The sequence below is a fragment of the Amycolatopsis sp. NPDC059027 genome (assembly GCF_042739735.1).
In the GTDB taxonomy this organism is placed as follows: domain Bacteria; phylum Actinomycetota; class Actinomycetes; order Mycobacteriales; family Pseudonocardiaceae; genus Amycolatopsis.
This window is the reverse complement of the sequence record NZ_JBHYIK010000023.1, coordinates 1-23,079: the sequence shown is the minus strand read 5'-3', so window position 1 is coordinate 23,079 and position 23,079 is coordinate 1. Positions and strand designations below refer to the sequence as shown.

Annotated in this window: 28 protein-coding genes; 18 read left to right on the top strand and 10 right to left on the bottom strand. The window is 69.8% G+C overall.

Features of this window, described 5'->3' with window-relative positions:
• Positions 1-624: 624 nt before the first annotated feature.
• The 3 genes from ACFWY9_RS17795 to ACFWY9_RS17785 all read left to right on the top strand — a co-directional run bounded on the left by ACFWY9_RS17795 (position 625) and on the right by ACFWY9_RS17785 (position 3,770).
• Positions 625-1,974: an MDR family MFS transporter gene (locus ACFWY9_RS17795; protein ID WP_378328009.1), complete on the top strand. Its 1,350-nt coding sequence runs from the start codon at positions 625-627 to the stop codon at positions 1,972-1,974.
• Between the two features lie 29 nt (positions 1,975-2,003).
• The gene (locus ACFWY9_RS17790; protein WP_378328010.1) at positions 2,004-2,849 is read left to right on the top strand and encodes an NAD(P)H-binding protein; all 846 of its coding nucleotides are present in this window, start codon (positions 2,004-2,006) and stop codon (positions 2,847-2,849) included.
• Positions 2,850-3,107: 258 nt separating this feature from the next.
• Positions 3,108-3,770: a response regulator gene (locus ACFWY9_RS17785; RefSeq protein WP_378328011.1), complete on the top strand. Its 663-nt coding sequence runs from the start codon at positions 3,108-3,110 to the stop codon at positions 3,768-3,770.
• Between the two features lie 17 nt (positions 3,771-3,787).
• Here the strand turns inward: ACFWY9_RS17785 and ACFWY9_RS17780 are convergent, their stop codons facing one another.
• Together ACFWY9_RS17780 and ACFWY9_RS17775 are read right to left on the bottom strand one after the other, a co-directional pair.
• The gene (locus ACFWY9_RS17780; RefSeq protein WP_378328012.1) at positions 3,788-4,432 is read right to left on the bottom strand and encodes a response regulator; all 645 of its coding nucleotides are present in this window, start codon (positions 4,430-4,432) and stop codon (positions 3,788-3,790) included.
• Complete coding sequence (locus tag ACFWY9_RS17775) at positions 4,429-5,571, bottom strand: sensor histidine kinase (protein ID WP_378328013.1); 1,143 nt, start codon at positions 5,569-5,571, stop codon at positions 4,429-4,431. Before ACFWY9_RS17775 ends, ACFWY9_RS17780 begins: the two co-directional genes overlap by 4 nt.
• A 128-nt stretch (positions 5,572-5,699) precedes the next feature.
• On the opposite strand from ACFWY9_RS17775, the gene ACFWY9_RS17770 reads away from it, so the two are divergent.
• Genes ACFWY9_RS17770 through ACFWY9_RS17755 form a run of 4 tightly spaced genes read left to right on the top strand, consistent with a single transcriptional unit; the run spans position 5,700 to position 7,724 of the window.
• Positions 5,700-6,275 (top strand): class I SAM-dependent methyltransferase, encoded by a 576-nt coding sequence (locus ACFWY9_RS17770; protein ID WP_378328014.1) that lies wholly within the window; start codon positions 5,700-5,702, stop codon positions 6,273-6,275.
• Positions 6,276-6,297: 22 nt separating this feature from the next.
• Positions 6,298-6,831, top strand: a complete 534-nt coding sequence (locus tag ACFWY9_RS17765; RefSeq protein WP_378328015.1) for a YceI family protein — start codon at positions 6,298-6,300, stop codon at positions 6,829-6,831.
• A 31-nt stretch (positions 6,832-6,862) separates the two neighbouring features.
• Positions 6,863-7,198 carry an ArsR/SmtB family transcription factor gene (locus tag ACFWY9_RS17760; RefSeq protein ID WP_378328016.1) on the top strand — a complete coding sequence of 112 codons (336 nt, stop codon included), beginning with the start codon at positions 6,863-6,865 and terminating at the stop codon, positions 7,196-7,198.
• Position 7,199: 1 nt separating this feature from the next.
• On the top strand, positions 7,200-7,724 hold the full coding sequence (locus tag ACFWY9_RS17755; protein WP_378328017.1) for an SRPBCC family protein: 525 nt from the start codon (positions 7,200-7,202) through the stop codon (positions 7,722-7,724).
• Positions 7,725-7,821: 97 nt separating this feature from the next.
• Here the strand turns inward: ACFWY9_RS17755 and ACFWY9_RS17750 are convergent, their stop codons facing one another.
• Positions 7,822-8,223: a VOC family protein gene (locus tag ACFWY9_RS17750; RefSeq protein ID WP_378328018.1), complete on the bottom strand. Its 402-nt coding sequence runs from the start codon at positions 8,221-8,223 to the stop codon at positions 7,822-7,824.
• 187 nt (positions 8,224-8,410) lie between these two features.
• Positions 8,411-9,184 carry a TIGR03084 family metal-binding protein gene (locus tag ACFWY9_RS17745; RefSeq protein WP_378328019.1) on the bottom strand — a complete coding sequence of 258 codons (774 nt, stop codon included), beginning with the start codon at positions 9,182-9,184 and terminating at the stop codon, positions 8,411-8,413.
• 170 nt (positions 9,185-9,354) lie between these two features.
• Between ACFWY9_RS17745 and ACFWY9_RS17740 the strand changes: the two genes are divergently transcribed.
• Together ACFWY9_RS17740 and ACFWY9_RS17735 are read left to right on the top strand one after the other, a co-directional pair.
• On the top strand, positions 9,355-9,762 hold the full coding sequence (locus tag ACFWY9_RS17740; protein WP_378339286.1) for a transposase: 408 nt from the start codon (positions 9,355-9,357) through the stop codon (positions 9,760-9,762).
• On the top strand, positions 9,647-10,264 hold the full coding sequence (locus ACFWY9_RS17735) for an IS5 family transposase (RefSeq protein ID WP_378339314.1): 618 nt from the start codon (positions 9,647-9,649) through the stop codon (positions 10,262-10,264). The genes ACFWY9_RS17740 and ACFWY9_RS17735 overlap by 116 nt, the downstream gene beginning before the upstream one ends.
• On the opposite strand, the gene ACFWY9_RS17730 is transcribed toward ACFWY9_RS17735, so the two are convergent.
• Positions 10,261-11,382, bottom strand: coding sequence for a C40 family peptidase (locus tag ACFWY9_RS17730; RefSeq protein WP_378331781.1), 1,122 nt, complete (start codon positions 11,380-11,382; stop codon positions 10,261-10,263). The genes ACFWY9_RS17735 and ACFWY9_RS17730 overlap by 4 nt on opposite strands.
• Before the next feature lie 80 nt (positions 11,383-11,462).
• On the opposite strand from ACFWY9_RS17730, the gene ACFWY9_RS17725 reads away from it, so the two are divergent.
• The 5 genes from ACFWY9_RS17725 to ACFWY9_RS17705 all read left to right on the top strand — a co-directional run bounded on the left by ACFWY9_RS17725 (position 11,463) and on the right by ACFWY9_RS17705 (position 15,201).
• Positions 11,463-12,272: a biotin--[acetyl-CoA-carboxylase] ligase gene (locus ACFWY9_RS17725; RefSeq protein ID WP_378331780.1), complete on the top strand. Its 810-nt coding sequence runs from the start codon at positions 11,463-11,465 to the stop codon at positions 12,270-12,272.
• A gap of 90 nt (positions 12,273-12,362) precedes the next feature.
• Complete coding sequence (locus ACFWY9_RS17720) at positions 12,363-12,938, top strand: PH domain-containing protein (RefSeq protein ID WP_378331779.1); 576 nt, start codon at positions 12,363-12,365, stop codon at positions 12,936-12,938.
• A complete protein-coding gene (locus tag ACFWY9_RS17715; RefSeq protein WP_378339285.1) occupies positions 12,938-13,882 on the top strand; it encodes a hydroxymethylglutaryl-CoA lyase in 945 nt (314 codons plus the stop codon). Before ACFWY9_RS17720 ends, ACFWY9_RS17715 begins: the two co-directional genes overlap by 1 nt.
• A 180-nt stretch (positions 13,883-14,062) precedes the next feature.
• Complete coding sequence (locus ACFWY9_RS17710) at positions 14,063-14,935, top strand: TNT domain-containing protein (RefSeq protein ID WP_378331777.1); 873 nt, start codon at positions 14,063-14,065, stop codon at positions 14,933-14,935.
• Positions 14,932-15,201, top strand: coding sequence for a hypothetical protein (locus ACFWY9_RS17705; RefSeq protein ID WP_378331776.1), 270 nt, complete (start codon positions 14,932-14,934; stop codon positions 15,199-15,201). The genes ACFWY9_RS17710 and ACFWY9_RS17705 overlap by 4 nt, the downstream gene beginning before the upstream one ends.
• A 158-nt stretch (positions 15,202-15,359) precedes the next feature.
• On the opposite strand, the gene hisN is transcribed toward ACFWY9_RS17705, so the two are convergent.
• Positions 15,360-16,148, bottom strand: a complete 789-nt coding sequence (gene hisN / locus ACFWY9_RS17700; RefSeq protein ID WP_378331721.1) for a histidinol-phosphatase — start codon at positions 16,146-16,148, stop codon at positions 15,360-15,362.
• Between the two features lie 42 nt (positions 16,149-16,190).
• Between hisN and ACFWY9_RS17695 the strand changes: the two genes are divergently transcribed.
• A complete protein-coding gene (locus ACFWY9_RS17695; protein WP_378331728.1) occupies positions 16,191-16,901 on the top strand; it encodes a response regulator transcription factor in 711 nt (236 codons plus the stop codon).
• Between the two features lie 95 nt (positions 16,902-16,996).
• Positions 16,997-18,280, top strand: a complete 1,284-nt coding sequence (locus ACFWY9_RS17690; RefSeq protein ID WP_378331729.1) for an ATP-binding protein — start codon at positions 16,997-16,999, stop codon at positions 18,278-18,280.
• Here ACFWY9_RS17690 and ACFWY9_RS17685 read toward each other — a convergent pair whose 3' ends face one another.
• The 3 genes from ACFWY9_RS17685 to ACFWY9_RS17675 form a co-directional block, all read right to left on the bottom strand.
• Positions 18,281-18,772 carry a Pvc16 family protein gene (locus tag ACFWY9_RS17685; RefSeq protein WP_378331722.1) on the bottom strand — a complete coding sequence of 164 codons (492 nt, stop codon included), beginning with the start codon at positions 18,770-18,772 and terminating at the stop codon, positions 18,281-18,283.
• 3 nt (positions 18,773-18,775) lie between these two features.
• A complete protein-coding gene (locus tag ACFWY9_RS17680) occupies positions 18,776-19,408 on the bottom strand; it encodes a response regulator transcription factor (RefSeq protein WP_378331723.1) in 633 nt (210 codons plus the stop codon).
• Positions 19,409-19,747: 339 nt separating this feature from the next.
• The gene (locus tag ACFWY9_RS17675) at positions 19,748-20,731 is read right to left on the bottom strand and encodes a GlxA family transcriptional regulator (protein WP_378331724.1); all 984 of its coding nucleotides are present in this window, start codon (positions 20,729-20,731) and stop codon (positions 19,748-19,750) included.
• Between the two features lie 70 nt (positions 20,732-20,801).
• On the opposite strand from ACFWY9_RS17675, the gene ACFWY9_RS17670 reads away from it, so the two are divergent.
• On the top strand, positions 20,802-21,572 hold the full coding sequence (locus tag ACFWY9_RS17670; protein WP_378331725.1) for an NAD(P)H-dependent oxidoreductase: 771 nt from the start codon (positions 20,802-20,804) through the stop codon (positions 21,570-21,572).
• On the opposite strand, the gene ACFWY9_RS17665 is transcribed toward ACFWY9_RS17670, so the two are convergent.
• On the bottom strand, positions 21,569-22,453 hold the full coding sequence (locus tag ACFWY9_RS17665) for an NAD(P)-dependent oxidoreductase (RefSeq protein WP_378331726.1): 885 nt from the start codon (positions 22,451-22,453) through the stop codon (positions 21,569-21,571). The genes ACFWY9_RS17670 and ACFWY9_RS17665 overlap by 4 nt on opposite strands.
• Positions 22,454-22,553: 100 nt before the next feature.
• Here ACFWY9_RS17665 and ACFWY9_RS17660 point away from each other — a divergent pair, with 100 nt between their 5' ends.
• Positions 22,554-22,904: a winged helix-turn-helix transcriptional regulator gene (locus ACFWY9_RS17660; protein ID WP_378331727.1), complete on the top strand. Its 351-nt coding sequence runs from the start codon at positions 22,554-22,556 to the stop codon at positions 22,902-22,904.
• Positions 22,905-23,079 lie beyond the last annotated feature (175 nt).

Genomic DNA, 23,079 nt, shown 5'->3' with positions numbered 1-23,079 from the left:
GGGGGGGGGGGGGGGGGGGGGTTTTTTTGGGGGGGGGGGGTTTTGGCCCATATTGTGGGGTTGGTTATTTTAACCGCCCTACCCCGCGGTTTCGCGACAAGCAAGACCACCGCACGCCCCCCATCGCAACGACAACCCCGCGAACACCACTCACCCCACCGACCACGCACCCCAGCCCCACCGAATGCCGTGAAGGCCTCCTTCACAGCGCTGAGCGCCGGTAAGGGGGCCTTCAGGGCACGTCGCGAATGGCGCATTGCCGACGTTCAACGCCGCGAATGTCCCATTCCCGGCATCGCCCCGGCCCGCGCCGGTGTCCCGAACGGCGCGTTGGCGACGATGAGCGTCCCCAACGACGCGTTCGCGACACGAGCACCCCGCCCTCCAGCGAAAAGAACTTGTCTACGGACATGTAGTTGTCTAGAGTCATGAACTGTCAGTTGTCCGGCACGTAAGGACGCCGGCCGGGGTCGACCGGCCGAGCGGGACGAATCCGAGGTGGTTTCCGAGCGCGAAGAGGACCGCACCCCAGCGCGGGTGACGGTTGGAACCTTTTCCCGTCTCGACGGGGCGCACCGAGCTGCGCCCGGACCGCACGTCCCTTCCCTACGCATTGGACCTCCCTTGACCACGCTTTCCGTGGCGCCTCCGCGCGCCCGCATTCCCCTTGCCCTCACAGGCCTTTTCCTCGCCGTCTTCCTCGGCATGCTGGACGCGCAGGCGGTTTCGACCGCTCTGCCGGGGATCGCCGCCGAATTCGGCGGCACCGGCTCGTTCGCCTGGGTCACCACGGCCTATCTGCTCGCGGGCAGTGTCACCGCGCCGGTGTACGGCAAGCTCGGTGACCTCTTCGGCCGCAAACGCGTTCTGCTCGTCGCACTCGTCCTCTTCCTCGCCGGGTCGCTCGCTTGCGGGCTCGCCGGCAGCGCGACCACGCTCATCGCCGCCCGGGTACTCCAGGGCGCCGGCTCCGGCGGCCTCTTCGTCTCGGTGGGCGCCACCATCGGCGAACTCTTCCCACCGCGCGAAGGCGCGAAGTACTTCGGGTGGTTCTCGGTGTGCTTCGCGGTCGCGTCGCTGGCCGGTCCGGTCGCCGGCGGCCTGCTCACCGAACTCGTCGGCTGGCGGTGGATCTTCCTGATCAACCTGCCGATCGGCGGGTTCGCCCTGCTGGCCGTGGCGACGTTCCTCCAGCTGCCGAAGCGACGTCGCGACTCGCCGTTCGACATCGCGGGCGTGCTCCTGCTGGGCGGCGCCATCACCGGCCTCACCCTGCTGACGCCGTGGTCGGTCCCGCTCGGCGTGGTGCTGGCGATCGCCTTCGTCCTGGCCGAGCGCCGCGCGACCGCGCCGGTACTGCCGCTCCGCCTGTTCGCCGACCGCACCTTCACGCTGTCCACCGCGCTGAGCCTGCTGGCCGGGTTCGCCTTCCTCGGCTCGGTCAACTACCTCGCGGTGTTCCTCCAGAAGGTGGCCGGGGCCGATCCGGCGACGGCCGGATTGCTGCTGGTCCCGATGACGCTCGCGGTCGCGGTCTCGTCCGTCGTCTCCGGACGGCTCATCAGCCGCACCGGCCGCTATCGCTGGGCGCCGATCACGAGCATGGCGCTCGGCCTGCTCGCGGTCCTCGCGATGACCACGCTCGACGAGCACAGCACGATGCCGGTCGTCATCGGCTGCCTCACGGTGTTCGGGCTCGCCGCCGGGCTGAACATCCAGGTGCTCTCGCTCGCCGCGCAGAACACGGCCGCGCGGGAGGACCTCGGCGCGGTCTCGGCGACCGTCGCGTTGTTCCGTTCGCTCGGCTCCGCACTCGGCCCGGTCGCGCTCGGCGCGGTGTTCAGCGCCGCGCTGGGCACCGGGCACTACGCCGCCGCGACCCACGGCGTGTTCCTCGCGATGCTCCCCGCGCTCGCCGCCGGCCTCGTCGCCGCCCTCGCCCTGCCGCGCGTGCAGCTTCGCTCGAAGCACTGAATTTTCGTTATCCAGTAAGGAGAAATCTCATGATTCTGGTTCTCGGTGCCACCGGAAAGGTCGGCCGCGAACTCGTTCCCGCTCTCCTCGACACCGGCGCCACCGTCCGGGCACTGACCCGCGACCCGGCGCGCGCACGGATCGACCCGCGCGCCGAGGTCGTCGAGGGCGACCTCGACCGTCCGGCGGAGTTGCCGCGCCTGCTCGACGGCGTCGAGCGGGTCTTCCTGCTGACTCCGGGCCACGGCCCCGGCCGGGAGATCGCCGTCGCCAAGGCCGCGGCCACCGCCGGGGTGACCCACCTGGTCAAGCTTTCGACCAGCTGTGTCCACTTCGGACAGCAGGACGCCATCACCCGAGGTCACGCGGAAGCGGAGCAGGCCGTCCGCGAGGCCGGACCGGCGTGGACGATCCTGCGTCCCGGCGCGTTCATGGACAACCGCTTCGGCTGGCTGTCGTCGGTCCGTGAGCACGACACCGTTTTCGTCACCGAGGGTGACCCGGACTCGGCGCTGATCCACGTCCGCGACATCGCCGCGGTGGCGACACTGGCCTTGACCGGATCGGGCCACGAAGGCCGGGTCCATCCGCTCAGTGGCGGCGTTTCGCTCAGCGCGGAACAGCAGGTCGAGACGCTCTCCACAGCACTGGGCCGCCCGCTGAAGATCGTGCTCGAGACCGTCGAAGAGACCCACGCGCGGATGCTCTCCTACGGCTGGCCCGCCGCGACGATCGACGGGTTCTTCGAGCTCAAACGCGAGTCGAGCGCCCACGAGCACGTCGTCTTCGACACCGTCGAGCGCCTGCTCGGCCGCGCCCCGCTCACCTTCGCCGACTGGGCTCACGAGAACGTCGCAACGTTCCTCGGCGCCTGACAACTCTCTGTACACGCGGAGCAAGGGACCTTTACTATCGCTTAGCGGCAGTAAAGGTCCCTTGCTCCCCCTCCCACTGGGCCGAACGGGTGCTCCCCGCTACGCCGGTGGCACAAAGCACTTGGGCCATCCGCTGTCGCCGCGAGATACTCACCATGTGTTTAATTCGGGCCGGACGGTGTGCGGCGTGGACGGCGAAGAGACAGCCTTCCCGGCGCCGGCCTTTCGAGGTTGATCTTCGACGCCGAAGGAGACCCCATGACCGACCGGCTTCGCGTGATCGTCGTGGACGACCATCCGCTCTTCCGTTTCGGGGTGTGCACGCTGCTCGCCGCCGAGCCGGGGATCGAGGTCGTCGGTGAGGCGTCGAGCGGCGCGCAGGCGGTCAGCGCCGCAGCCGCGCTGCATCCCGATGTCATGGTGATGGACCTGCACCTGCCCGACCTGTCCGGCATCCAGGCGACCCGGCACATCGTGGCCGAATGCCCGGAGGTCGGCGTGCTCATGCTGACGATGGCCGACGAGAGCGAATCGGTGTTCGCCGCGATGCGCGCGGGCGCGCGCGGCTATCTGCTCAAGGACGCCGAGCCCGACGAGATCATCCGCGCGGTGCAGGCGGTCGCCCGGCGCGAAGCCATTTTCGGCCCGGACATCGCCAATCGCGTCCTCGGCTTCTTCAACCAGCCGCTGCCCAGTACGAACCCGGTGTTCCCGGAGCTGACCGGCCGCGAACGCGAGGTCCTCGAACTCATCGCGAGCGGGCACAGCAACGCCTTCATCGCCAGCACCCTGTGCCTGAGCCCGAAGACCGTGCGCAACCACATCTCGAACGTGTTCAGCAAGCTCCACGTCGCCGATCGCGCGGAGGCCATCGTCCGGGCGCGGGACGCCGGCCTCGGGAGTCCTCCCGCCCGCCGCTGATATCCACAGTGGACGGTTCAGCAGAGGTCGGCGTCGTGCACCAGCAGGGCGATCTGGGTGCGGTTGCCCAGGTCGAGCTTGGTCAGGATCCGGGTGATGTGCGCCTTGACCGTGGCCACGCCGACGAACAGCTCGGCGGCGATCTCGGCGTTGGTCCGCCCCCGCCCGACCGCGACGGCGACCTCGTGCTCCCTTGTGGACAGTGCGGCCAGCGCGGCGCGGGCGCGGTCGTACGCGCCCGCTTCGGTGGCCGCGCGGTCCATCAGGCGCCGGGTGACGCGCGGCGAGAGGATCGGATCGCCGGCGGCGACCTTGCGGACGGCGTCGGCGATGTCGGCGGGCGGGGAATCCTTGAGCAGGAATCCGCTCGCCCCCGCGCGCAGTGCCCGCAGCACGTTCTCGTCGGTGTCGAACGTGGTGAGCACGACGACCTCGGGTGGTTCGGCGCGAGCCCGCGTGCGCAGCGTGGCCGCGATCCCGTTGACCCGCGCCATGCGGATGTCCATCAGCACGACGTCGGCGGGATGCGCGTCGAGAACAGCGGGGAGTTCGTCGCCGTCGCCCGCCTCGCCGACCACGGTGATCCCGTCGGCGCCGTCGAGCATCATCGTCAGCCCTGCCCGCACCAGTGCGTCGTCATCCACGACGAGAACCCGGATCATGCGGGCCACGGTAGCCAGGCCGAAAGCCGGAACTCCTCCGGAGTGGCCTGGTGGTCGAGTTCTCCCCCGGCCAGCCGCACCCGCTCGGTCAGGCCGACCAGGCCGGTGCCCGCCCCGGGAATCGCGGGATCGGCCGGGGCGCCGGGCATCGGGTTGGACACGGTGATGACGAGCCGGGCGCCCGGCGAGCCGTCGAGTGCGATCCGCACCGGCTGGCCGGGCGCGTGTTTGCGGGCGTTGGTCAGCGCTTCCTGAACGACGCGATAAGCCGTCCGCCCGGTCGTCCCGGGCAGGGCGGCCGGGTCGGCCACCGCGTCCCGCACCTCGACCGGCGTCCCGACGGACCGGGATTCCTCGACCAGCTCGGGCAGATCGGCCAGCACCGGCACTGGCCGCTCGGCGCCGTCCGCCGCGGTGTCGTCGTCCCGCAGCAGGACGATGACGTCCCGCAGTTCGTTCAGCGCCTGGTGCGCGGTGGCCCGGACGACCCCGGCCGCGTCGGAGAGCCGTTCGGGCGGGATGTCCGGCCGGAACTCCATCGCGCCCGCGTACGTCGCCAGCAGCGACAACCGGTGCGCAAGCACGTCGTGCATTTCCCTGGCGATCCGGGTGCGTTCCGCTGCCCGCGCCTCGGCGACGCGGCGCCCCTGCTCGGCTTCGGCGCGGCGAGCACGTTCCTCCAGTGACGCGATCAGCGCGTGCCGCGCCGCCGCCAACGCGCCCCAGCCGACGAGCGCGGCGTGCCCGACCACGACCAGCACCAGCCACCACACGTAGGCCAGCCCTGGCATCGGCCGCCACACACCGCGTAGCGCGTGCCCCGCGATCCCGGCCAGTGCCACGCCGACGGCGAGTGTGGTCCGGCGGCACCGGGCGGTGTGCAGCAGGCCGACGCTGTATGGCGGTGTCGCGGTCGGCGACACCGCGGACAGCACGACGAGCACCAGCGTGACGGCGGTGGGCCTGCGGTTCAGCAGCGGCAGCAGGGCACAGCCGCCCAGCCCGAGCACGAGGTCGAGCACGAGCCACCGCGGGTCGGTGCCCGACGTGTATTCACCCCACGCCGTCGCCATGACGCAGCCGCCCATCACCAGGGCGGGCAGGGTCATCCGCCGCTCGCAGGTCAGTCCCTCGTGCACCGCCCGAGCGTACGACCGGCCCGGGAGCGGTGACAGCGACCAAAGTCGACATCGGCCCCGACCGGAGGAGGCCCCGCCGCGACCACGCGGCCGATGCGCCGGGACGTCCGGGCGGCGAGGCTTCCGCCATGACCACGAACCTGGGGGCTGGTCCCGACGCGATGCGGTCCACGCTGCTCGGCCCGTTACGGGGCACCGTCCTCGAACTCGGCCCGGGCAGGGGCGTCAACCTGCCGTTCTACGCGCCGCAGGTGCGCTGGATCGGGATCGAGCCGGACGCGGGCAACCGCGAGCGGACGCGGCGTGCGGCCGAACGGCTCGGCCGCCGCGCCCTCGTGCTGCCGGGGCGCGGCGAACGGATCGAACTGCCCGACGGGTTCGCCGACGCCACCGTCGCGACGTTCGTGCTCTGCTCGGTCGACGATCCCGACGCCGTGCTCGCGCAGCTGCACCGGGTCCTGCGGCCCGGCGGGAAGTACGTCTTCGGCGAACACGTCGCCGCGTCGCCGGGCTCCTGGGTCCGTCGCGGCCAGGACGTCTGGGCGCTGTTCACGAGACGCTTCAGCTCGTGCCGTCCGAACCGGGACAGCGAAGCCGCCATCGCACGCGCGGGCTTCGACGTCGTCGAGTCGCGCCACTACACCCTTCCCGGCCCGTTGGGCGTTCCCGTTCCGCACATCGCGGGCACCGCTGTCCGTTCCTGAGCCACGACAAGGAGAGAAACCCATGAGGCATTCGCTATCCACAAAGGACAGTGTCGAAATCCCGGCCGAGGGCACCTATCGCATCGACCCGGAGCGCTCGGCGATCTCGTTCGGCACCCGGCACATCTTCGGCCTCTTCGCCGCACACGGCATGTTCTCGCTGCACGAGGGCTTCATCCGGGTGGCCGATCCCGTCACGGAATCCTCGGCGTGGGCGAAGATCCCGGCGATGAGCTTCGACACCGGCAACCCCGCACGGGACCGCACTGTCCGATCAGGACAGTACCTCGACGCCGGGAAGTATCCCGACATCACGTTCGCCTCCACCCGGCTCGCGCGGACCGAGGAGGGCTGGGTCCTGCACGGCTCGCTCACGGTGCGCGGGAAGTCGAGCGGGCTCGAACTGCGCGTCGAATCCGCACGGACAGCGGACTCCCGGCTGACCCTCCGGGCCACCAGCCGTGTCGACCGCTATGCGTTCGGTGTCACCAAGATGAAGGGCATGACCGGACGGTACCTGACGTTCCGGCTGGACCTCACGGCCGATCGGGCTTGACGCATTCCCATATCGGCATATGATTGCTCTCGTGGCACGAGCAGCGACGACGGCGGACGCGTTCAACGCGGTGGCCGAACCCCGGCGGCGGGAAATCCTGGACGTTCTCGCGACTGGCGAACTCCCGGTGAACGACCTGGTGCGCCTGCTCGGGCTCACCCAGCCGCAGGTGTCGAAGCATCTGCGGGTGCTGCGCGAGGTGGGAGCGGTCGACGTACGCGACGAAGGACGACAGCGGTTGTACCGGCTGAACGGGCGTGCCCTCAAACCCATCCACGACTGGGTGAAGAAGTACGAACGGTCCTGGTCGGAGCGGTTCGATCGACTGGACGCCGTACTGGAGGAACTCAAGGACGAGGAGAGCTGAAATGCCGGAGACGACAAGCAAGAAGGCGAAGATCACCCTGCCCTCGGACGAGCAGATTCTGATCACGCGGGAGTTCGACGCGCCGAAGCATCTGGTCTATCGCGCGTATACGACACCGGAACTGGTGCGGCGGTGGTGGAGTGGGCACCGCGGCACGATGACCGACGTCGAGATCGATCTGCGGGTCGGTGGCCGCTGGCGGTACGTCATTACGGCGAACGGCGGATTTCAGGTCGCTTTCCACGGCGAGTACCGGGAAATCGTGCCGGACGAGCGGCTCGTCATGACCGAGGTCTTCGAACAGCCGGGCACCGAAGTGTCCGATGTGGACGCTTCGGACGACGCGGGCGCGCCGGTGACCACGGTCACCTTCGCCGAAGTGGACGGCCGCACGACGTTGTCGATCCTGGTGCAGACGTCGGGCAAGGAACTGCGTGACACGATCCTCGGCTCCGGGATGGAGATCGGCATGCAGGAACAGATGAACGTCCTGGAGGAGATTGCGATCTCGCTCGGTGCGGAGTGAGCGCCCGTGCGGTGGTCTTGGATGTCGCGAATGGCACATTGCGGACGTTCAACGTCGCCAATGTCCCATTCGCGACACCACCCCGGGCCTTTGTCTTTCAGCCCTGGGTGATGTTGACCATCCAGGTGATGCCGAAACGATCCACGCACATGCCGAATTCGTCGCCCCAGGCCTGTTTTTCCATCGGCACGGCGACATTGCCGCCCTCGGAAAGCTTTTCCCAGTACCCCCGCAGTTCGTCGGCGTCGTCCCCGCTCACGCTCACGGAAATGCTGCTGCCGCTGCCGCGTTCCATGCCCGGCACGGTGTCGGCGGCCATGAGCGTGAACCCGCTGGGCGTTTTCAGCAGGGCGTGCATGATCTTGTCCGCGTTTTCCTGATTACCGAAGTCACCGAAAGTGTTCAACGTCAGGTCACCGCCGAACACGGTCTTGTAGAATTCCATCGCTTGGCGCGCGTTGTCGGTGAAACCGAGGTAGGGGTTCAATGTGGAGGCCACCGGATGCTCCTTGCTGAGGACGGTAGGGCTCGTGACGGTAGAGCATCGTCGCAGATCAACGCGAGCGTCGCCAGCCCCGGTCACCCACGCGGTGGGGCCACGGGAGGCAGTTGGCGGCCCGTCGGTGATTTTCGTACCCGCGTAAGCGACAAACCCAGCGGAGAATGTCACGCCGGGACGGTCCGGATCAGCGGAAAATGCGCGCGATGTCCAGCCACTTCCGCGCGTCCTCACCGACCGCCGTCAGGTCGGCCTCGGCTCGGGTCCTGCGCTGGGTGACGCGCAGGCAGAAGTCGAGGGCGCTGCCCCGGACCCGCTGCCCTGCCTCTTCCGGGCCCCATGCCCAGGTCTGACCGTCGGGAGCGGCCAGCTCGACACGAAACGGCTCGGCCGGAACGGGCAAGTGGGCGGTGTGGAACGAAAGTTCTTTTCCCAGCACTCCCAAGGAAGCGATGTGCCGGAGCCTGCTCGTCGGCGGGTGCGCGACGCCGAGTGTGTCGAAAATGTCCTGCCCGTGAGCCCACGTTTCCATCAGGCGAAGCGGAACCATCAGTGCCGCCGTCAACTCCGAGCCGTACCACGGAAACGCCTGATCCAGCGGAATGTCGCGGAGCGCCACCGCCACCTCGGCCCGGCCGGAGCGCCATTCCTCCAGCAGTACCGATCGCGGTTTCGCCGCTCCCGCGGCGGCGTCGAGGTCAGCGTGCCCGCTGCCCGCGGCTTCCGCCTGCGCCAGCACGGCGCCGAACGCCTCCGGGGTCCGGATGGCGATGAGCACGTTCGCGTCGGTCACGGCGAGATGAGCGATCTGATGGGCGATCGTCCAGCCCGCCGCCGGCGTGGGCAGCGACCAGTCCGCCTGCGCCGACACCAGGGCGTCGAGTTCGTTCCCTTCGGCCACCAAGCCGGGCAACGCGATGTCACGCTCCACATCGGACAGATCGAGGCCGTAGTCCAGCATCGGTGTCACCTTCGCGTTGACGGCAACGGGTTTGTCCCGTTTGGACGGTAGGAGACCGCCCGTCGTCACGCTACCGAAGGTCGCTCCCGGCAAACCGGAATCTGCCCTTTCGATCCCCTGCCGGTACCCGGCTAGGGCGTGTCTGACAAATATTCTGGTTGTTTGTTGGGATGCTGTTGGTCGTGTCGCGGTTTCAGTTGCTTTCGGATGCTCAGTGGGCGTTGATCGAAGACTTGCTGCCGGTCCGTACCGGCAAACAGGGTCGGCCGTTCTCCGATGCGCGGGCGATGGTCGAGGGGATCATCTATCGGTATCGGTGCGGGATCGCGTGGCGGGATGTTCCGGCGGTGTTCGGTCCGTGGCAGACGATCTGGACCTGGCATCGCCGGATGGCCCGTGAAGGGACCTGGGACGTTGTGCTGCAACGCCTGCTCACCGAGGCAGACGCTGCGGGGGTGGTGGATTGGGCGGTGTCGGTGGATTCGACGATCGCGCGGGCGCATCAGCACGCCACGAACATCACCCGCCTCACAGGGGGCTGGGTCGAATTACACGGATCTACTCGCCGAGCCGCCTGATCATGCGATCGGCCGGTCCCGTGGCGGCTGGAGCACCAAGGTGCACCACCTCGTCGACGGCAACGGCCGGCCGCTGGTAGCTCTGGTCGGTCCAGGTCAGGCGGGCGACGCGCCGATGTTTCCGTACCTGATGCGGCATCTGCACGTCGCTCGCCTCGGACGCGGCCGAGCCCGGACCCGGCCCGACCGCGTCCGTGGCGACAAGGCCTATTCCTCGCGGGCGATCCGCGGACATCTGCGTGACCGCGGCATCACCGCGGTGATCCCGGAGCCGGCTGATCAGGCCGGGCACCGCAAACGCCGCGGTTCCCGCGGTGGCCGTCCTCCCGCGTTCGACGCGGTGGACTACCGCGGCCGCAACGTTGTCGAGCGACGATTCAACCTGCTCAAACAGTGGCGTGGCCTGGCTACCCGCTACGACAAGCTCGCCATCGTCTACCGATCCGCAGTGGTCCTACACGCCGTAATCACCTGGACCAAAGCATTATCAGACACGCCCTAGGCGGGGCGGCCCGCGCCGGCGTAGTCGTCGCCTCGCGTGTGATACGTGTGGATCTGGATCGCCTGGCCCTCGGTCGGCGCGTTGATCATCAGGCCGTTGCCGAGGTAGAGGCCGACGTGGTGGATGTCGACGGCGGGGTTGCCGTAGAAGACGAGGTCGCCGAGCTTCGGCTCCTGGTCCCCCGGCACGCGCTGGGTCGCGAGGTACTGGGTGTGCGCCGTCCGCGGCAACGCGACGCCCGCGCTGTCGTAGGCGGCCTTGGTCAGCCCGGAGCAGTCGAACCCGGCGGAACCCGCCTCGGGCCCGTTGCCGCCCCAGACGTACGGAAGGCCGAGCTGGCCGAGCGCGAACCGGGTCGCGCGCACCGCCGGGGTTCCGGACTTCGCCGGGTCGAGCGAGAGCGTGGCGTACAGCTGGGCGTTGCCGAGTACACGCTGCCTGAACAATTCTGCGTCGTTGCCACCGGAGTTCTTGTAGTTCGCGATGGCCTTCCACCAGCCGTTGCCGCCGCCGAGGTCGCCGCCGCCCGCGCACAGCGCGCGCCCGGCCGCGACCGACGCCGCGTCGACGTCGGTCACCACGGGCTTCGCGATCCCGGGTGTCCCGCCGCCGTACCTGCTCCACTGCGCCGGGGACAGGCCGAGCGGTCCGCGCTGCGGATCCGCGGTCCGGCCGTGGTTCGAGCTCGCCGCGCCGACCCCGGCCAACGTCACCCAGGACAGATGGCAGTTCGGCTGCTCGGAACGCAGCTGGAGCTCGCCGTTGGCGTAGCCGATGAGCGCGTTCGCCGGGATGTCGAGCGGTCCGGCCAGTTTGTCGGCCCAGTCCTGGAGCGGGTTCCGGCCGCCGCTCGCCCCGCCCTGGCTCGGCTCCTTCGCCTTGACCGGCGCGCTCACCTCGAGGACGGACGGGCCGGACGCCGCCGCGCCGCTGTTCGCCGCGGGCACCGGGACGGGCGGCGGCGTGGGTGCCGGGGTGTCCTCACCACGAGTCACCAGCCAGCCCGCAGTGGCCAGCCCGGCCACCAGCGGCAGGGCGACCAGCCCGCGCAGGGCCGCGCCACGGGCCCAGGAAGTCGGCTTCGGAGCGGCTTCGGGCACGGGTTCGGGCGGCGTCACGTCGTCCAGGTTAGAAGAGCCCACTCCTGCCTAACGAGCGGACGGCTTGCGCGTTAGGGGGACTCTCATATTGTGGGCGCATGTCGTCCATCGATGGTGCGCTCCTGCGGGACCGGCTCGGCGACCGGTACGCCGCGGTCGAGGTCGTGCCCAGCACCGGCTCCACCAACGCCGACCTGCGGGAAGCCGTCGCGAAGGGCGCCGCCGACCGGACCGTGCTGCTCGCCGAGGAACAGACCGCCGGGGTCGGCAGGCGGGCCCGTTCCTGGGTTTCGCCGAAGGGGTCCGGCCTGTATCTCAGTGTCGCGCTCCGACCGCACGGCGTGTCGTTCACGGCGCTGGGCTCGCTGTCGATCGTCGCCGGGCTCGCCGTCCGCGCGGTCGCCGGACGGCTCGGCGTGGACGCGGTGCTGAAGTGGCCCAACGACGTCCTCGCCGGGCCTTCGCGCGCGAAGTGCGCGGGCATCCTCGCCGACGCGGTCGCCGGCGACGACGCCTCGGTGGTGCTCGGGATCGGGCTCAACGTGCTGCCACTCGGCGAGAACGTCCCCGCGGGCGCGGGCGGGCTGCCCGCCACGTCGCTGGCGGAACAGGGCGCGAACAGCACCGAGCGCGGCGAGATCGCGGCGCTGCTGCTCACCGAGCTGGACGACCGGGAGCGCCGCTGGCGCCTCGCCGGGGGCGACCTCACCGAGGCCGGGCTGCTGGGCGAATACCGGCAGCACTGCGCCACGCTCGGCCAGGACGTCGAGGTCCAGCTGCCGGACGGCACCACGCTGTCCGGCCGGGCCGCCGACGTCGATGCCGCCGGGCAGCTGCAGGTCGACGTCGCCGACGGGCGCAGGCACACGGTCTTCGCGGGTGACGTCGTGCACGTTCGCCCCGCCTGAGGGGAAACGCCGCGTCACCCGGTCGCGAGCGGGTGTCCCGCCGGTACGGTGAAGGCACCAGCGCCGCATAACACCTTGGGAGCGTCCGCCGTGGCCTATCCGGACGATTTGCTCAGCGAGCAAGAGCACGTCGTAGTGCACAGTCACCCGCATTTCAAGATGCTGATCTGGCCCGTCATCGCGCTGCTCGTGGTCCTCGGCGGCGGCACCTGGCTCGCCATCCTGGCGAAGGACGCGTCGTCGCCGTGGAACTCCGTCGGGCTGATCGCGCTCGGCGTCGTGGCGCTCGTGCTGGTGGTGTGGCTCTTCCTGACCCCGCTCGTCCGCTGGCGCACGACGCACTTCATCGTCACCACCGACCGGCTGATCGCGCGCGAGGGCGTGCTCAAGCGCACCGGCATCGACATCCCGATGTCGCGGATCAACAGCGTGCAGTTCGAACACGGGCTCACCGACCGGATCTTCGGCTGCGGCACGCTCATCATCGAGTCGGCCTCGCACGAGCCGCTCCGCTTCGACGACATCCCGCGGGTCGAGCACGTGCACACGGTGATCTACCGCGAGGTCAACGACAACCCGTACGACGATTACCGTGAGGAAGGGCCGCAGGACACCGAGCCCCTGCCGCCGCAGGGGCATCCGCGGCGCGGGAACCGGAGGGCCTGATGGGCGCGCGCGAAGCAGGGCTACCGGACGTCGTCCCGTCGGCCTCGGGACTGCCGGAGCGGGTGACCATCTGGGAGGTCGGGGCCCGGGACGGGCTGCAGAACGAGAAGGCGGTCGTCCCGGTCGAGGTGAAGCTGGAGTTCCTCGACCGGCTCGCCACCGCCGGGCTCACCACCCTCGAAGCGACCAGCTTCGTGCACCCGAAGTGGGTCCCGCAACTGGCCGACGCGGAGCAGGTGCTGGCGGGCCTCGACCGCCGCGAGGGCGTCCGTTATCCGGTGCTGGTGCCGAACGAGCGCGGCCTGAACCGCGCGCTGGACGCCGGCGTCGCGCACATCGCGATCTTCGCCAGCGCCACCGAGACGTTCGCGCAGCGCAACCTCAATTCCACTGTGGACGAACAGTTCGCGATGTTCGAGCCGGTCGTCACCCGCGCCCGTGCCGAGGGACTGGACGTGCGCGGCTACCTGTCGATGTGCTTCGGTGACCCGTGGGAGGGCGCGGTCGCGACCGAGCAGGTCGTCAAGGCGGGCAAGCGGTTGCTCGACCTCGGCTGCTCGCAGCTCTCGCTGGGCGACACGATCGGCGTCGCCACCCCTGGCCAGGTCGAGGCGCTGATCTCGGGCTACCGCGAAGCCGGTGCCGACGTCGGCACGCTCGCGGTGCACTTCCACGACACCTACGGCCAGGCCCTGTCGAACACGCTCGCCGCGCTCCACTGTGGAGTGTCCACTGTGGATTCGTCGGCGGGCGGGCTCGGCGGCTGCCCGTACGCGGAGTCGGCGACCGGGAACCTGGCCACCGAGGACCTCGTGTGGATGCTCGACGGACTGGGCATCGAGCACGGCGCGAACCTGGACGCGCTCGTCGAGACCAGCGTGTGGATGGCCGGGAAGCTCGGCAGGCCGAGTCCGTCCCGGGTGGTCAACGCGCTGGCGAAGTGACCCGCTTCGGCGAACTGACCGTGACCACCCGGATGGGGGCCACGGCACCAACGATCGAGTGACTCCTCCCTCGTTCGGGGAAATGTCCGCTGCGGACGGAACCGGGTGGGTGGAAGATGCGTCGAACGTGATACCGCCCGTCTGACCCGACGGCGGGAGGACCGAGCCGGAGGGGGTGTCGTGGCCGACGTGCCGTCGCAGCCCGAACCGGGCGACACCGAGGTCGAGACCGGCCCGGTCCAGCTGCCGTCGCAGTACGGCGGCCTGCTCGACTCGCGGGGTTTCGACGAGGTGCCCACTCCGCCGTCCGGGTTCGGCCCGCCCGCGCCGTGGCCGCGGGCGATGGCCCCGGTGGTCCCGCCGGTCTCCCCGCCCGTTCCGCCGCCTGCCGTTCCGCCTTTGGCCGGGCCGCCCGGCAAGCCGCCGCTCGGGGCGCTGCGGACCGAGCGGGAGAGCGTCGTCGCGCTCTTCCTCGTGCACATGTTCCCGATCGGCCATCTGCCGGTCGCCACCGACCGGCCCGCCCGGCAACTGCCGCTGCCCGGCGACGCCGTCGCGGCAGGCCCCTTCGAGCACCCCGACGCCGAACTGCTCGACGACGCCTCGGCGTACGAGAACGTCCGCGCCGGTTTCCGTCGTTCGGCCACGGTGCCCTCGGCGGCGGCGCCTCCGGAGCTGTCCGAGGACTACGAACCGGCGACCGGCGTCGAGGACCAGGGCTGGCCGCCCGGCGCGTTGTTCCCCGACGGCGGCCTCGACGCCGCCGAGCCCGTCATCCTGCCGGAAGGCGCGCTGCTCGACCGCTTCGGCGGCGCCGAAGGCCGCGTCTTCGCCGTCGACGGCACGCCGTTCGCACGACGCTCGCTGCCGCCGTCGGCGCTCGACGCGGGATACCGGCGTTACCGCGTGACGCGGCCGGTACCGATGTGGCGTTCGGTGTCGGCCGAGTGGTTCGGGCAGCCGGGCGGCGGGACACGGCTGCGTGCCGTGCTGAGCGCGGACGAGCTGGTCACCTTGGGATTCCTGGCCGACATCACGGGGGAAACGCGATGAACACGCAGTCGATCGTGCGCTGGCTCGACGCGCTGGGTGTGCCGCCCGAGGTGGTGTCGATCGGGGCCGAGGCCGACAACGCCTGGTGTGTGCTGCGAACGGACGACGACGCGGCCGGGGCCTCGTGGGAGGTGTTCTGGCGCGAGCAGGGCAACCGGTACGACTGGGCGCGGTTCAGCAGCGAGCAGGTCGCCTGTCACTACCTGTTCGGCCGCCTCGCCTGGGCCCAGGTCGCCCGCGGCGCCGTCGGCCTCCTGCCCAGCTGACCCCGCCCGGCAAGCGATAGCAAAGGTCCCTTGCTCCCTTTCCGCAGGTCAGGAATGCCGTTAAGGCCACCTTACGGGCGTCTGACGCCCGTAAGGTGGCCTTAACGGCACGTCCACGGCGCTGCGGAGCGGGCGGAGTGAGCGGAGCGCGGAGGGGGTCAGCGGCGCAGGTGGGCGAGGGCGGCGTCGTGGACGAGGCCGTTGGTGGACAGCGCGCTCCCGGTGTCGTAGCGCGGCTCCCCCGAGAGGTCGGTGAACCGCCCGCCCGCCTCGGTCACGATGATCTGCGCCGCGGCGACGTCCCAGGGGTTCACGATGCACTCGGCGGCCACGTCCAGCGCGCCCTCCGCGACGAGGCAGTGCTGCCAGAAGTCGCCGAACGCCCGGCTCTCCCAGCACGCGTCGACGAACTCCAGGTAGCGCTCGCGCGAGTGGTACTCGGTCCACGAGCCGAGGTCGGTGGTGGATACGTACGCGTCCTCGAGCGACGACACCGCCGACACCGACAGCCGCCGCTCCCCCGAGGCGTCGCGCAGCCAGGCGCCTTCGCCGAGCGCGGCCCACCAGCGGCGGCCGAGCAGCGGGGCGCTGATCATCCCCACCACGGGTGAGCCGTCCTCCACCAGGGCGATGAGGGTCGCCCAGACGGGTACCCCGCGCAGGAAGTTCTTGGTTCCGTCGATCGGGTCGAGCACCCAGGCCCGGCCGGTGGCGCCCGCGGTACCGCCGCGTTCCTCGCCCGCGACGTCGTCCCCTGGCCGTTCGGCGCTCAGGATCTCCCTGATCGCGTCCTCGACGGCGGTGTCCGCGTCGGTGACCGGCGTGCGGTCCGGTTTCCGCTCGACGGCGAGGTCCAGCGCCCGGAACCGGGCGGTCGTGATGGTGTCGGCCGCGTCGGCCAGCCGGGTGGCGAGGTCAAGATCATGACGGTATCCAGGCACGGTCACGATGGTTTCACGGCTAACGGTCGTAAAGTTGACCAGGTGAGCATGGTCCTACTTGCCGAAGACGACCCCGCCATCGCCGAACCGCTGTCCCGGGCGCTCGAACGCGAAGGCTACGAGGTCAAGGTGGTCACCGACGGGCCGTCCGTCCTCGACGCCACCAGCGCCGACCGCGTCGACCTGCTCGTCCTCGATCTCGGGCTCCCCGCGATGGACGGCCTCGAGGTGTGTCGCAGACTCCGCGCGAGCGGCACCGAGATGCCGGTGCTGATGCTCACCGCGCGCACCGACGAGGTCGACTTCGTCGTCGGTCTCGACGCCGGTGCCGACGACTACGTCGCCAAGCCGTTCCGGCTCGCCGAGCTGCTCGCCCGCATCCGCGCGCTGCTGCGCCGCCGCGCGCCGGAGGTGCTGGAGGCGGGCGGCGTGCGGATGGATCTCGGTGCCCGCCTGGTGACCGTCGACCTGCGCGAGGTCCAGCTGGCGAACAAGGAGTTCGAGCTGCTGCGGGTGCTGATGAGCCGCGCGGGCCAGGTCGTCAGCCGCGACGAGATCCTCGCCGAGGTCTGGAACGACCTCGAATCGAAGACGTCGAAAACGCTCGACATGCACATGTCCTGGCTGCGCCGGAAGCTGGCGATCGCCGCCGACGAGGCGGCCGGGCGGCCCGCGAAGTCGTCGTCGGTGCACTCCGGTGACGGCGAACGCCGGATCGCCACCGTCCGGGGTGTCGGCTTCCGGTTCAACACCGAATAGCCTGCGCTCATGAGCGATGCTTGCGAGCGAATCATGGACATCATGCGCCAAAAAGAATTGAACGCAGCCTCGCGGAGCGAGTCCATCGCATGACCATGCGCCGCCGGATCCTGCTGGCGATCCTCCTTGCCGTCACGGTCACCGCGGCGGTGCTGGGCATCCCGCTCGGGATCACCGCGTGGCGGCTGGTGGAGAACTTCTACCGGGAGACCCTCGCCGGGCAGGCACGACAGGTCGCCGCCATCCTGGACAACGAGCTGGCCAACGGACAGGAGATCGACCTCGACCAGGTCCGCGCGGCCGTGCAGGCGAACGGCCTGCTCACCGTGCGCGCGAACGGGCTGATCGAGAAACGCTACGGCACCTCGCCGGGTCCGGACCCGCTCACCGAAAGCGTCCCGATCGCCCGGGAAGGCACGGTCGTGCTGTCCATCCCGTCCGGCCCGATGCGTGCCCGCCAGACCCAGGTGACCCTGCTCGTCGTGCTGCTCGTCGTGCTTTCGGTGGGCACCGGAGCAGTGGTCGCCACCGTGACCGCGCGACGGCTCGCGCGTCCGCTGCGGCACGTCGCCGAACGCGCGTCCAAACTCGGCGGCGGCGACTTCCGGCCCGATCCCAGCCGCTACGGCGTCGGCGAACTCGACATGGTCGCCGAGGCGCTCGACGCCTCCGGCACCGCGCTGGCCCAGCTCGTGCAGCGGGAACGCCAGCTCGTCGGCGACGTCTCGCATCAGCTGCGCAGCAGGCTCACCGCCCTGCAACTGCGGCTGGAACCCCTCACCCTGCATCCCGATGCCGAGGTCGCCGACGAATCCAAGGCCGCGCAGGAACAAGCCGACCGGCTCGCCGAAGCACTCGACGAGCTGCTCGCCGCGGCCCGCGCCGCCCGCGAAGTCGGCGCGGAACCGGTCGAGCTGTCCGACGCCCTGCCCGAGATGTGCCAGGAGTGGCGTCAGCTGCTCCGCGCCGAAGGCCGCAACCTCCGGCTGAAGATCGCCGACGGGCTCACCGTGCGGGTCACTCCCGCGCGGCTGCGCGAGGTCATCGGCGTCCTGCTGGACAACGCGCTGCAACACGGCGCGGGCACGGTTTCCCTTACCGCGCGGCGAGGCGACGCCGACGGCACGGTCGTCATCGAAGTCGCCGACACCGGTTCCGGCGTTCCCGACGAACTCGCCCCGCACATCTTCGAACGCGGCTTCTCCGGCGGTGGTTCGACCGGCGTCGGGCTGGCGCTCGCCAGAGCACTCGTCGAGGCCGACGGCGGCAGACTCGAACTGTCCAGCAAACGGCCCGTGGTGTTCAGCCTGTTCCTGAAGATCCCGCGCCCGGGCGACGTCGGCGAAGTGCGCTGGCCCGCCGAACGCGTGCCGCGCTGATCACCGCGCCGGAGCGGTGACCCCGGCGGTCACGCTGACGACAAAACCGGCGCGGGCGGGGATGCCGAGGCTGGGCCACAGGCCCGTCGGATCGGTGCCGGCGAGGGAAAGGCGCACCGGCAGACAGCCCTCCTCGACGTCGGCGGGCAGGAGACCCGCCGCGACCACGGCGTGCAGCGCGGCGTCGAGCAGGGTGTGTTCCTCGTGGACCCGATCCGCCCGCGCGGTGACCAAATAGGACAGTGTGCAGCGGCGCGCGGGACGCGTAGCGCCGGTACCCCCGGCACCGGCGCTACGTCCCCCGTCCCGCGCCTCTCCCCTCGCGGGCGTTTCCTCCGCGGCGGCGTGCAGGGCGAAGAGGAACAACTCCACGCTCCGCACGCGGTTTTCGTGCTGCCAGGCCGGTTTCGGCGGGTCCAGCCGGATTTCCGTCCCCTCGGGCAGATGGGGCCGGATGAGCCGGCACAACGCCGCGTCGACCTGGGTGATCATGGCCTAGATCAGCCCTTCCCGGAGCGCGTAGGCCACCGCGTGCGACCGATTCCGCAGCTGGAACCGGTTGGTGACGTCGTGCAGGATGCTCTTCACCGTCCGCTGCGAATAGCACAGCTGATCGGCGATCTCCTGGGTCGAAAACCCGGAAGCGACGAGCTTGAGCACCTCGGTCTCCCGGTTGCTCATCCCGCCGAGGTGCAACCCGCGCGGCTGCAGAACCTGGCGCTGCAGCCGGGAAACCCGGTGCAGCAGCCTGCCGAGCAGATCGGGCGGCAGCGCCCCCTCCCCCGCCGCGGCGGCCTTGATCAGCCGCACCAGCACGTCGGGCCCGGCCTCGGCGCGGCGGGCGACCGCGCAGACCCCGTGCTCGACGGCGCTGAGGATCTCGTTGTCGTCGACTTCCCCCGCGACCAGCACGATGCGGGTGAATCCCTGGCAGTGCAACGCGGACAACAGCTGGGTCATCCCGTCGTCGAGACGATCGGCGACCAGCAGCGCGACCATGCTCGGTTCGGCGGACTCCCCGTCCACCACCCAGACGTCGTCGCGGGAGCGCAGCGCCATGCAGACGCCGTTGTGCAGGATCGGATCGGTGGCGCGTACGACCACGGGTGTGCGGTTCGGTTCGAACATCGTTTCCCATTCCCCTCGAACTACTGCGGTGGTCCCACCCGCCGCTCCATCACCCTGCCGGGTCAGGTGTCCCGGGCGCATGGGACCGCTGTCCCGTTGTTGCCCGAAAGACCGGCCCGATAGCCGTACCGATCACCGCCCTGTTCGCGCTCAGCGAAGGGTTAGCGCTGCGATGGTCACTCAGCCCCGCAAATGCAGGGAGCGCCCGACGACGGTGGTCCGCTCGGCCATAGGGACGGGACCAGCCCCGCGTGGGCGGGGAGCACACTTCTTGACCTGCAGCTTTAGTCTCGCACTGCCGAATTCTCATTCACTTTGCGGCATCCTCCTGAGCGCAGCTCAGACCGCGCTGCGGAACGTCGTCCGGTACGCACTCGGGGACACTCCGAGCGCGGACTGCAGGTGCTGCCGCAGTGACGCCGCCGTCCCGAAACCAGCCTCCTCTGCGACCCGGTCGATCGGCAGGTCCGATTCCTCCAGCAGGTGCCGCGCACGTTCGACGCGTTGCTGGGTCAGCCACTGCACCGCCGACATCCCGACCTCCTCGCGGAAGCGCCGGGTGAACGTCCGGGTGCTCATCGACTCCCGCGCCGCCAGCTCGCGCAGCGTCAGCGGCCGGTGCAGATTTTCCAACGCCCACGCCCGCGCGGCGGCGGTCGACGAAGTCTGCGTTTCGGGCACCGGGCGCACGATGAACTGTGCCTGCCCGCCATCACGATGCGGCGAAACGACCGTGCCGCGGGCGACGTCGTTGGCGACGGCGGCGCCGTGGTCGCAGCGGATCATGTGCAGGCACAGGTCGATACCCGACGCCACACCCGCGGAGGTCAGCACGTTCCCGTCGTCGGTGTAGAGCACGTCGGCGTTGACCTTGACCTGAGGGAAGCGTTCCTGGAACTCGCACGCCGAACGCCAGTGCGTCGTGGCGCGGCGGCCGTCGAGCAGCCCGGCGGCGGCGAGGACGAACGCGCCGGTGCAGATCGACGCGATCCGGGTGCCGGGCCGGATCAGCGCGAGCGCGCGCTCGACGGGCGGGGTGAGCGCGTGCGCGTCCGGTTCGTACTCGACCCGCGAGGCCGGGATGATCACCGTGTCCGCCTCGGCCAGCGCCTCCGGGCCCTGCTCGACGGTGATCGTGATGTCCGAGTCGGTGCGGACCTGTCCCGGCTCGGGCGTACAGGTGACGACCTCGTACAGCGGTTCCCCGTCGGCGGACCGGGCCTGGCGGAACAGCCGGTGCACGATGCCGAGCTCCATCACGAGCATGCCCTGCCGGACCAGCACCGCGACACGATGCCGTCCGGGGTGAGTGAAAACGGCCATGGCTCGATTCTTACATATGATGGCCATCGGGCCACTGTCCCGACGCCGCCACCGCGGTGACCATGAACCCATGAACGTCTTGTGGGTCTCCGCTCATCCCGAACCACGATCACTGAACGGCGCGCTGCGTGACGAAGGCATCGACACGCTGCGCACGCTCGGCCACGAGGTCCGCGAGTCCGATCTGTACGCCATGCACTGGAACCCGGTCGTCGACCGAGAGGACTACGCCGCCGACCCCGACGACCGGCTCTTCGTCGGCCCTCGCTCGGAACAGGCTTTCACGGAACAGACACTGAGCGCGGACATCGTTGCGGAGCAAGAAAAACTGCGTTGGGCCGATACGGTGATCTTCCAATTCCCGCTGTGGTGGTACGGAATGCCCGCGATTCTCAAGGGCTGGTTCGACCGGGTCTTCGTCAAGGGCTTCGGTTACGGCACCCGCGCCGCCGACGGTCATGTCCGCCGCTACGGCGAAGGCGTGCTCGAAGGCAAGCGCGCGTTGGTGCTCGTCACCGCCGGAGGCCCCGAAGCGACCTTCGGGTCGCGCGGGGTCAACGGCGATCTCGACGAGCTGTTGTTCGGCCTGCAGCACGGAGCCCTGTGGTACACCGGAATGTCCGTGCTGCCGCCGCTGGCCGTGTACGGCGCGAACCGGGTTTCCGACGACCACTACGCACAATCCGTCGCCGAACTGCGCGACCGGCTCAAGACGCTGGACTGCACCGAGCCGCTGCCGTTCCGCGCGCAGCACGGCGGCGACTACGACGAGGACCTCGTGCTGAAGCCGGAGCACGCGCCCGGAGTCACCGGCCTCCGGGCGCATCTCCGGGCGCGCTAAGCCTTCGCGAACACCTCGACGAGACTGGTGAAGCTGTCTTCCCCATGTCCCGCCGCCACTCCGCGGCGGAACACGTCCAGCACGGCCGAGGGCAGCGAGGAGTCGACTCCCGCCTCCTCGGCCGTGCGCACGACGTGGTCCACGCTCGCCTCTCCCATGGTGAGCCGCTCGAATTCGCCGGAGTACTCGCCCGCGTCGATCTTCTCCGTGTAGAAACCGATTCCCGCGGCGACAGACTCCAAAGTGGGCGAGACGTACGGCGCGAACTCGGCGGCGGTGATGCCGTGGGCACGCGCGACCGACAGCGTGTGCACGTAGGCGAGCGCCGCCGGCCAGAAGATGCTCATCTGGAGCTGGTAATACAGCGCCCCGAGTCCAGGATCCTCGCCGCGGTAGTCGGTTCCGGTGAGCACGGCGAGGGTCCCCCGGTGCGCCTCGAAGGCGTCCCGGGGTCCACTGTAGAAAGTGGACGCTTCACCGCTGCCGATGTCCAGCGCCGAGGCCATCACCCCGCCCGTCAGCTGCCGGGCGCCGCGTTCGGCGAACCACGCGGCAGCGGCCCTGGCCTTCGCCGGGGTCTCGGACGTGAGGTTCGCGATCACCTTGCCGGACAAGGATTCCGAGGCCGGTTCGAGAAGTGTGTACACCACGTCGTAGTCGGTCAGGCTCAGCACGACCAGTTCGGCGGCGCCCAGCGCCTCGCCGATCGTGGCCGCCCGGGTGGCACCCTTGGCCACCAGCTCGTCGGCTTTGCTCGCGGTGCGGTTCCAGACGGTCACCGGATGGCCGTGGCCGAGGAAGGCACCGGCCATCGCCTTGCCCATGGGGCCGAGGCCGATGACGGTGACTGCTTGCTTGGTCTCCCCTGTGTTCTCTCGCATGTCCGCAATGCTGCTTGCGCGCTTTACAATGCTCAAGTACCCACTTTAAAGTCAGGTACCCACCAAAACGTAAGCATCAAGCACGGCAAGGAGATCCGGCATGCGCTCGGCGGAACGGTACCTCTGCGGCCTCGACGCGGCTGTCGACGTCATCGGCGGCAAATGGAAGGTGCTGATCCTCTGGGCACTGGACGCGGGGCCACGGCGGTTCGGCGAAGTGAAGCGGGAGATCGAGGGCATCAGCGAGAAGATGCTCATCCAGTCGCTGCGCGAATTGGAGTCGGACGAGATCGTGCATCGCGAGGTGTTCCACGAGATCCCGCCGAAGGTCGAGTATTCGCTGACGCCGTTGGGTCAGTCGCTCAACACGGCACTGGGACCGCTCGGCGACTGGGGCTACCAGAACATGAAGCGAATCGAGAAAAACCGCTGCGCCGCCAAACGTCCGTGAATGCCACATTGAGGGACTCAGAGTCCCTCGATGTGGCATTCACGGATGTGGTGTGCTCTCGTGGTGAGGCGCCGGGCGATGTGGGGGCGGCCCCACAGAGGGACAAGAACAAAACGCAAAGACACCACAGCCGACCAAACACACCCCCCCCCCCCACGTCAGATGTTTTTTTTGT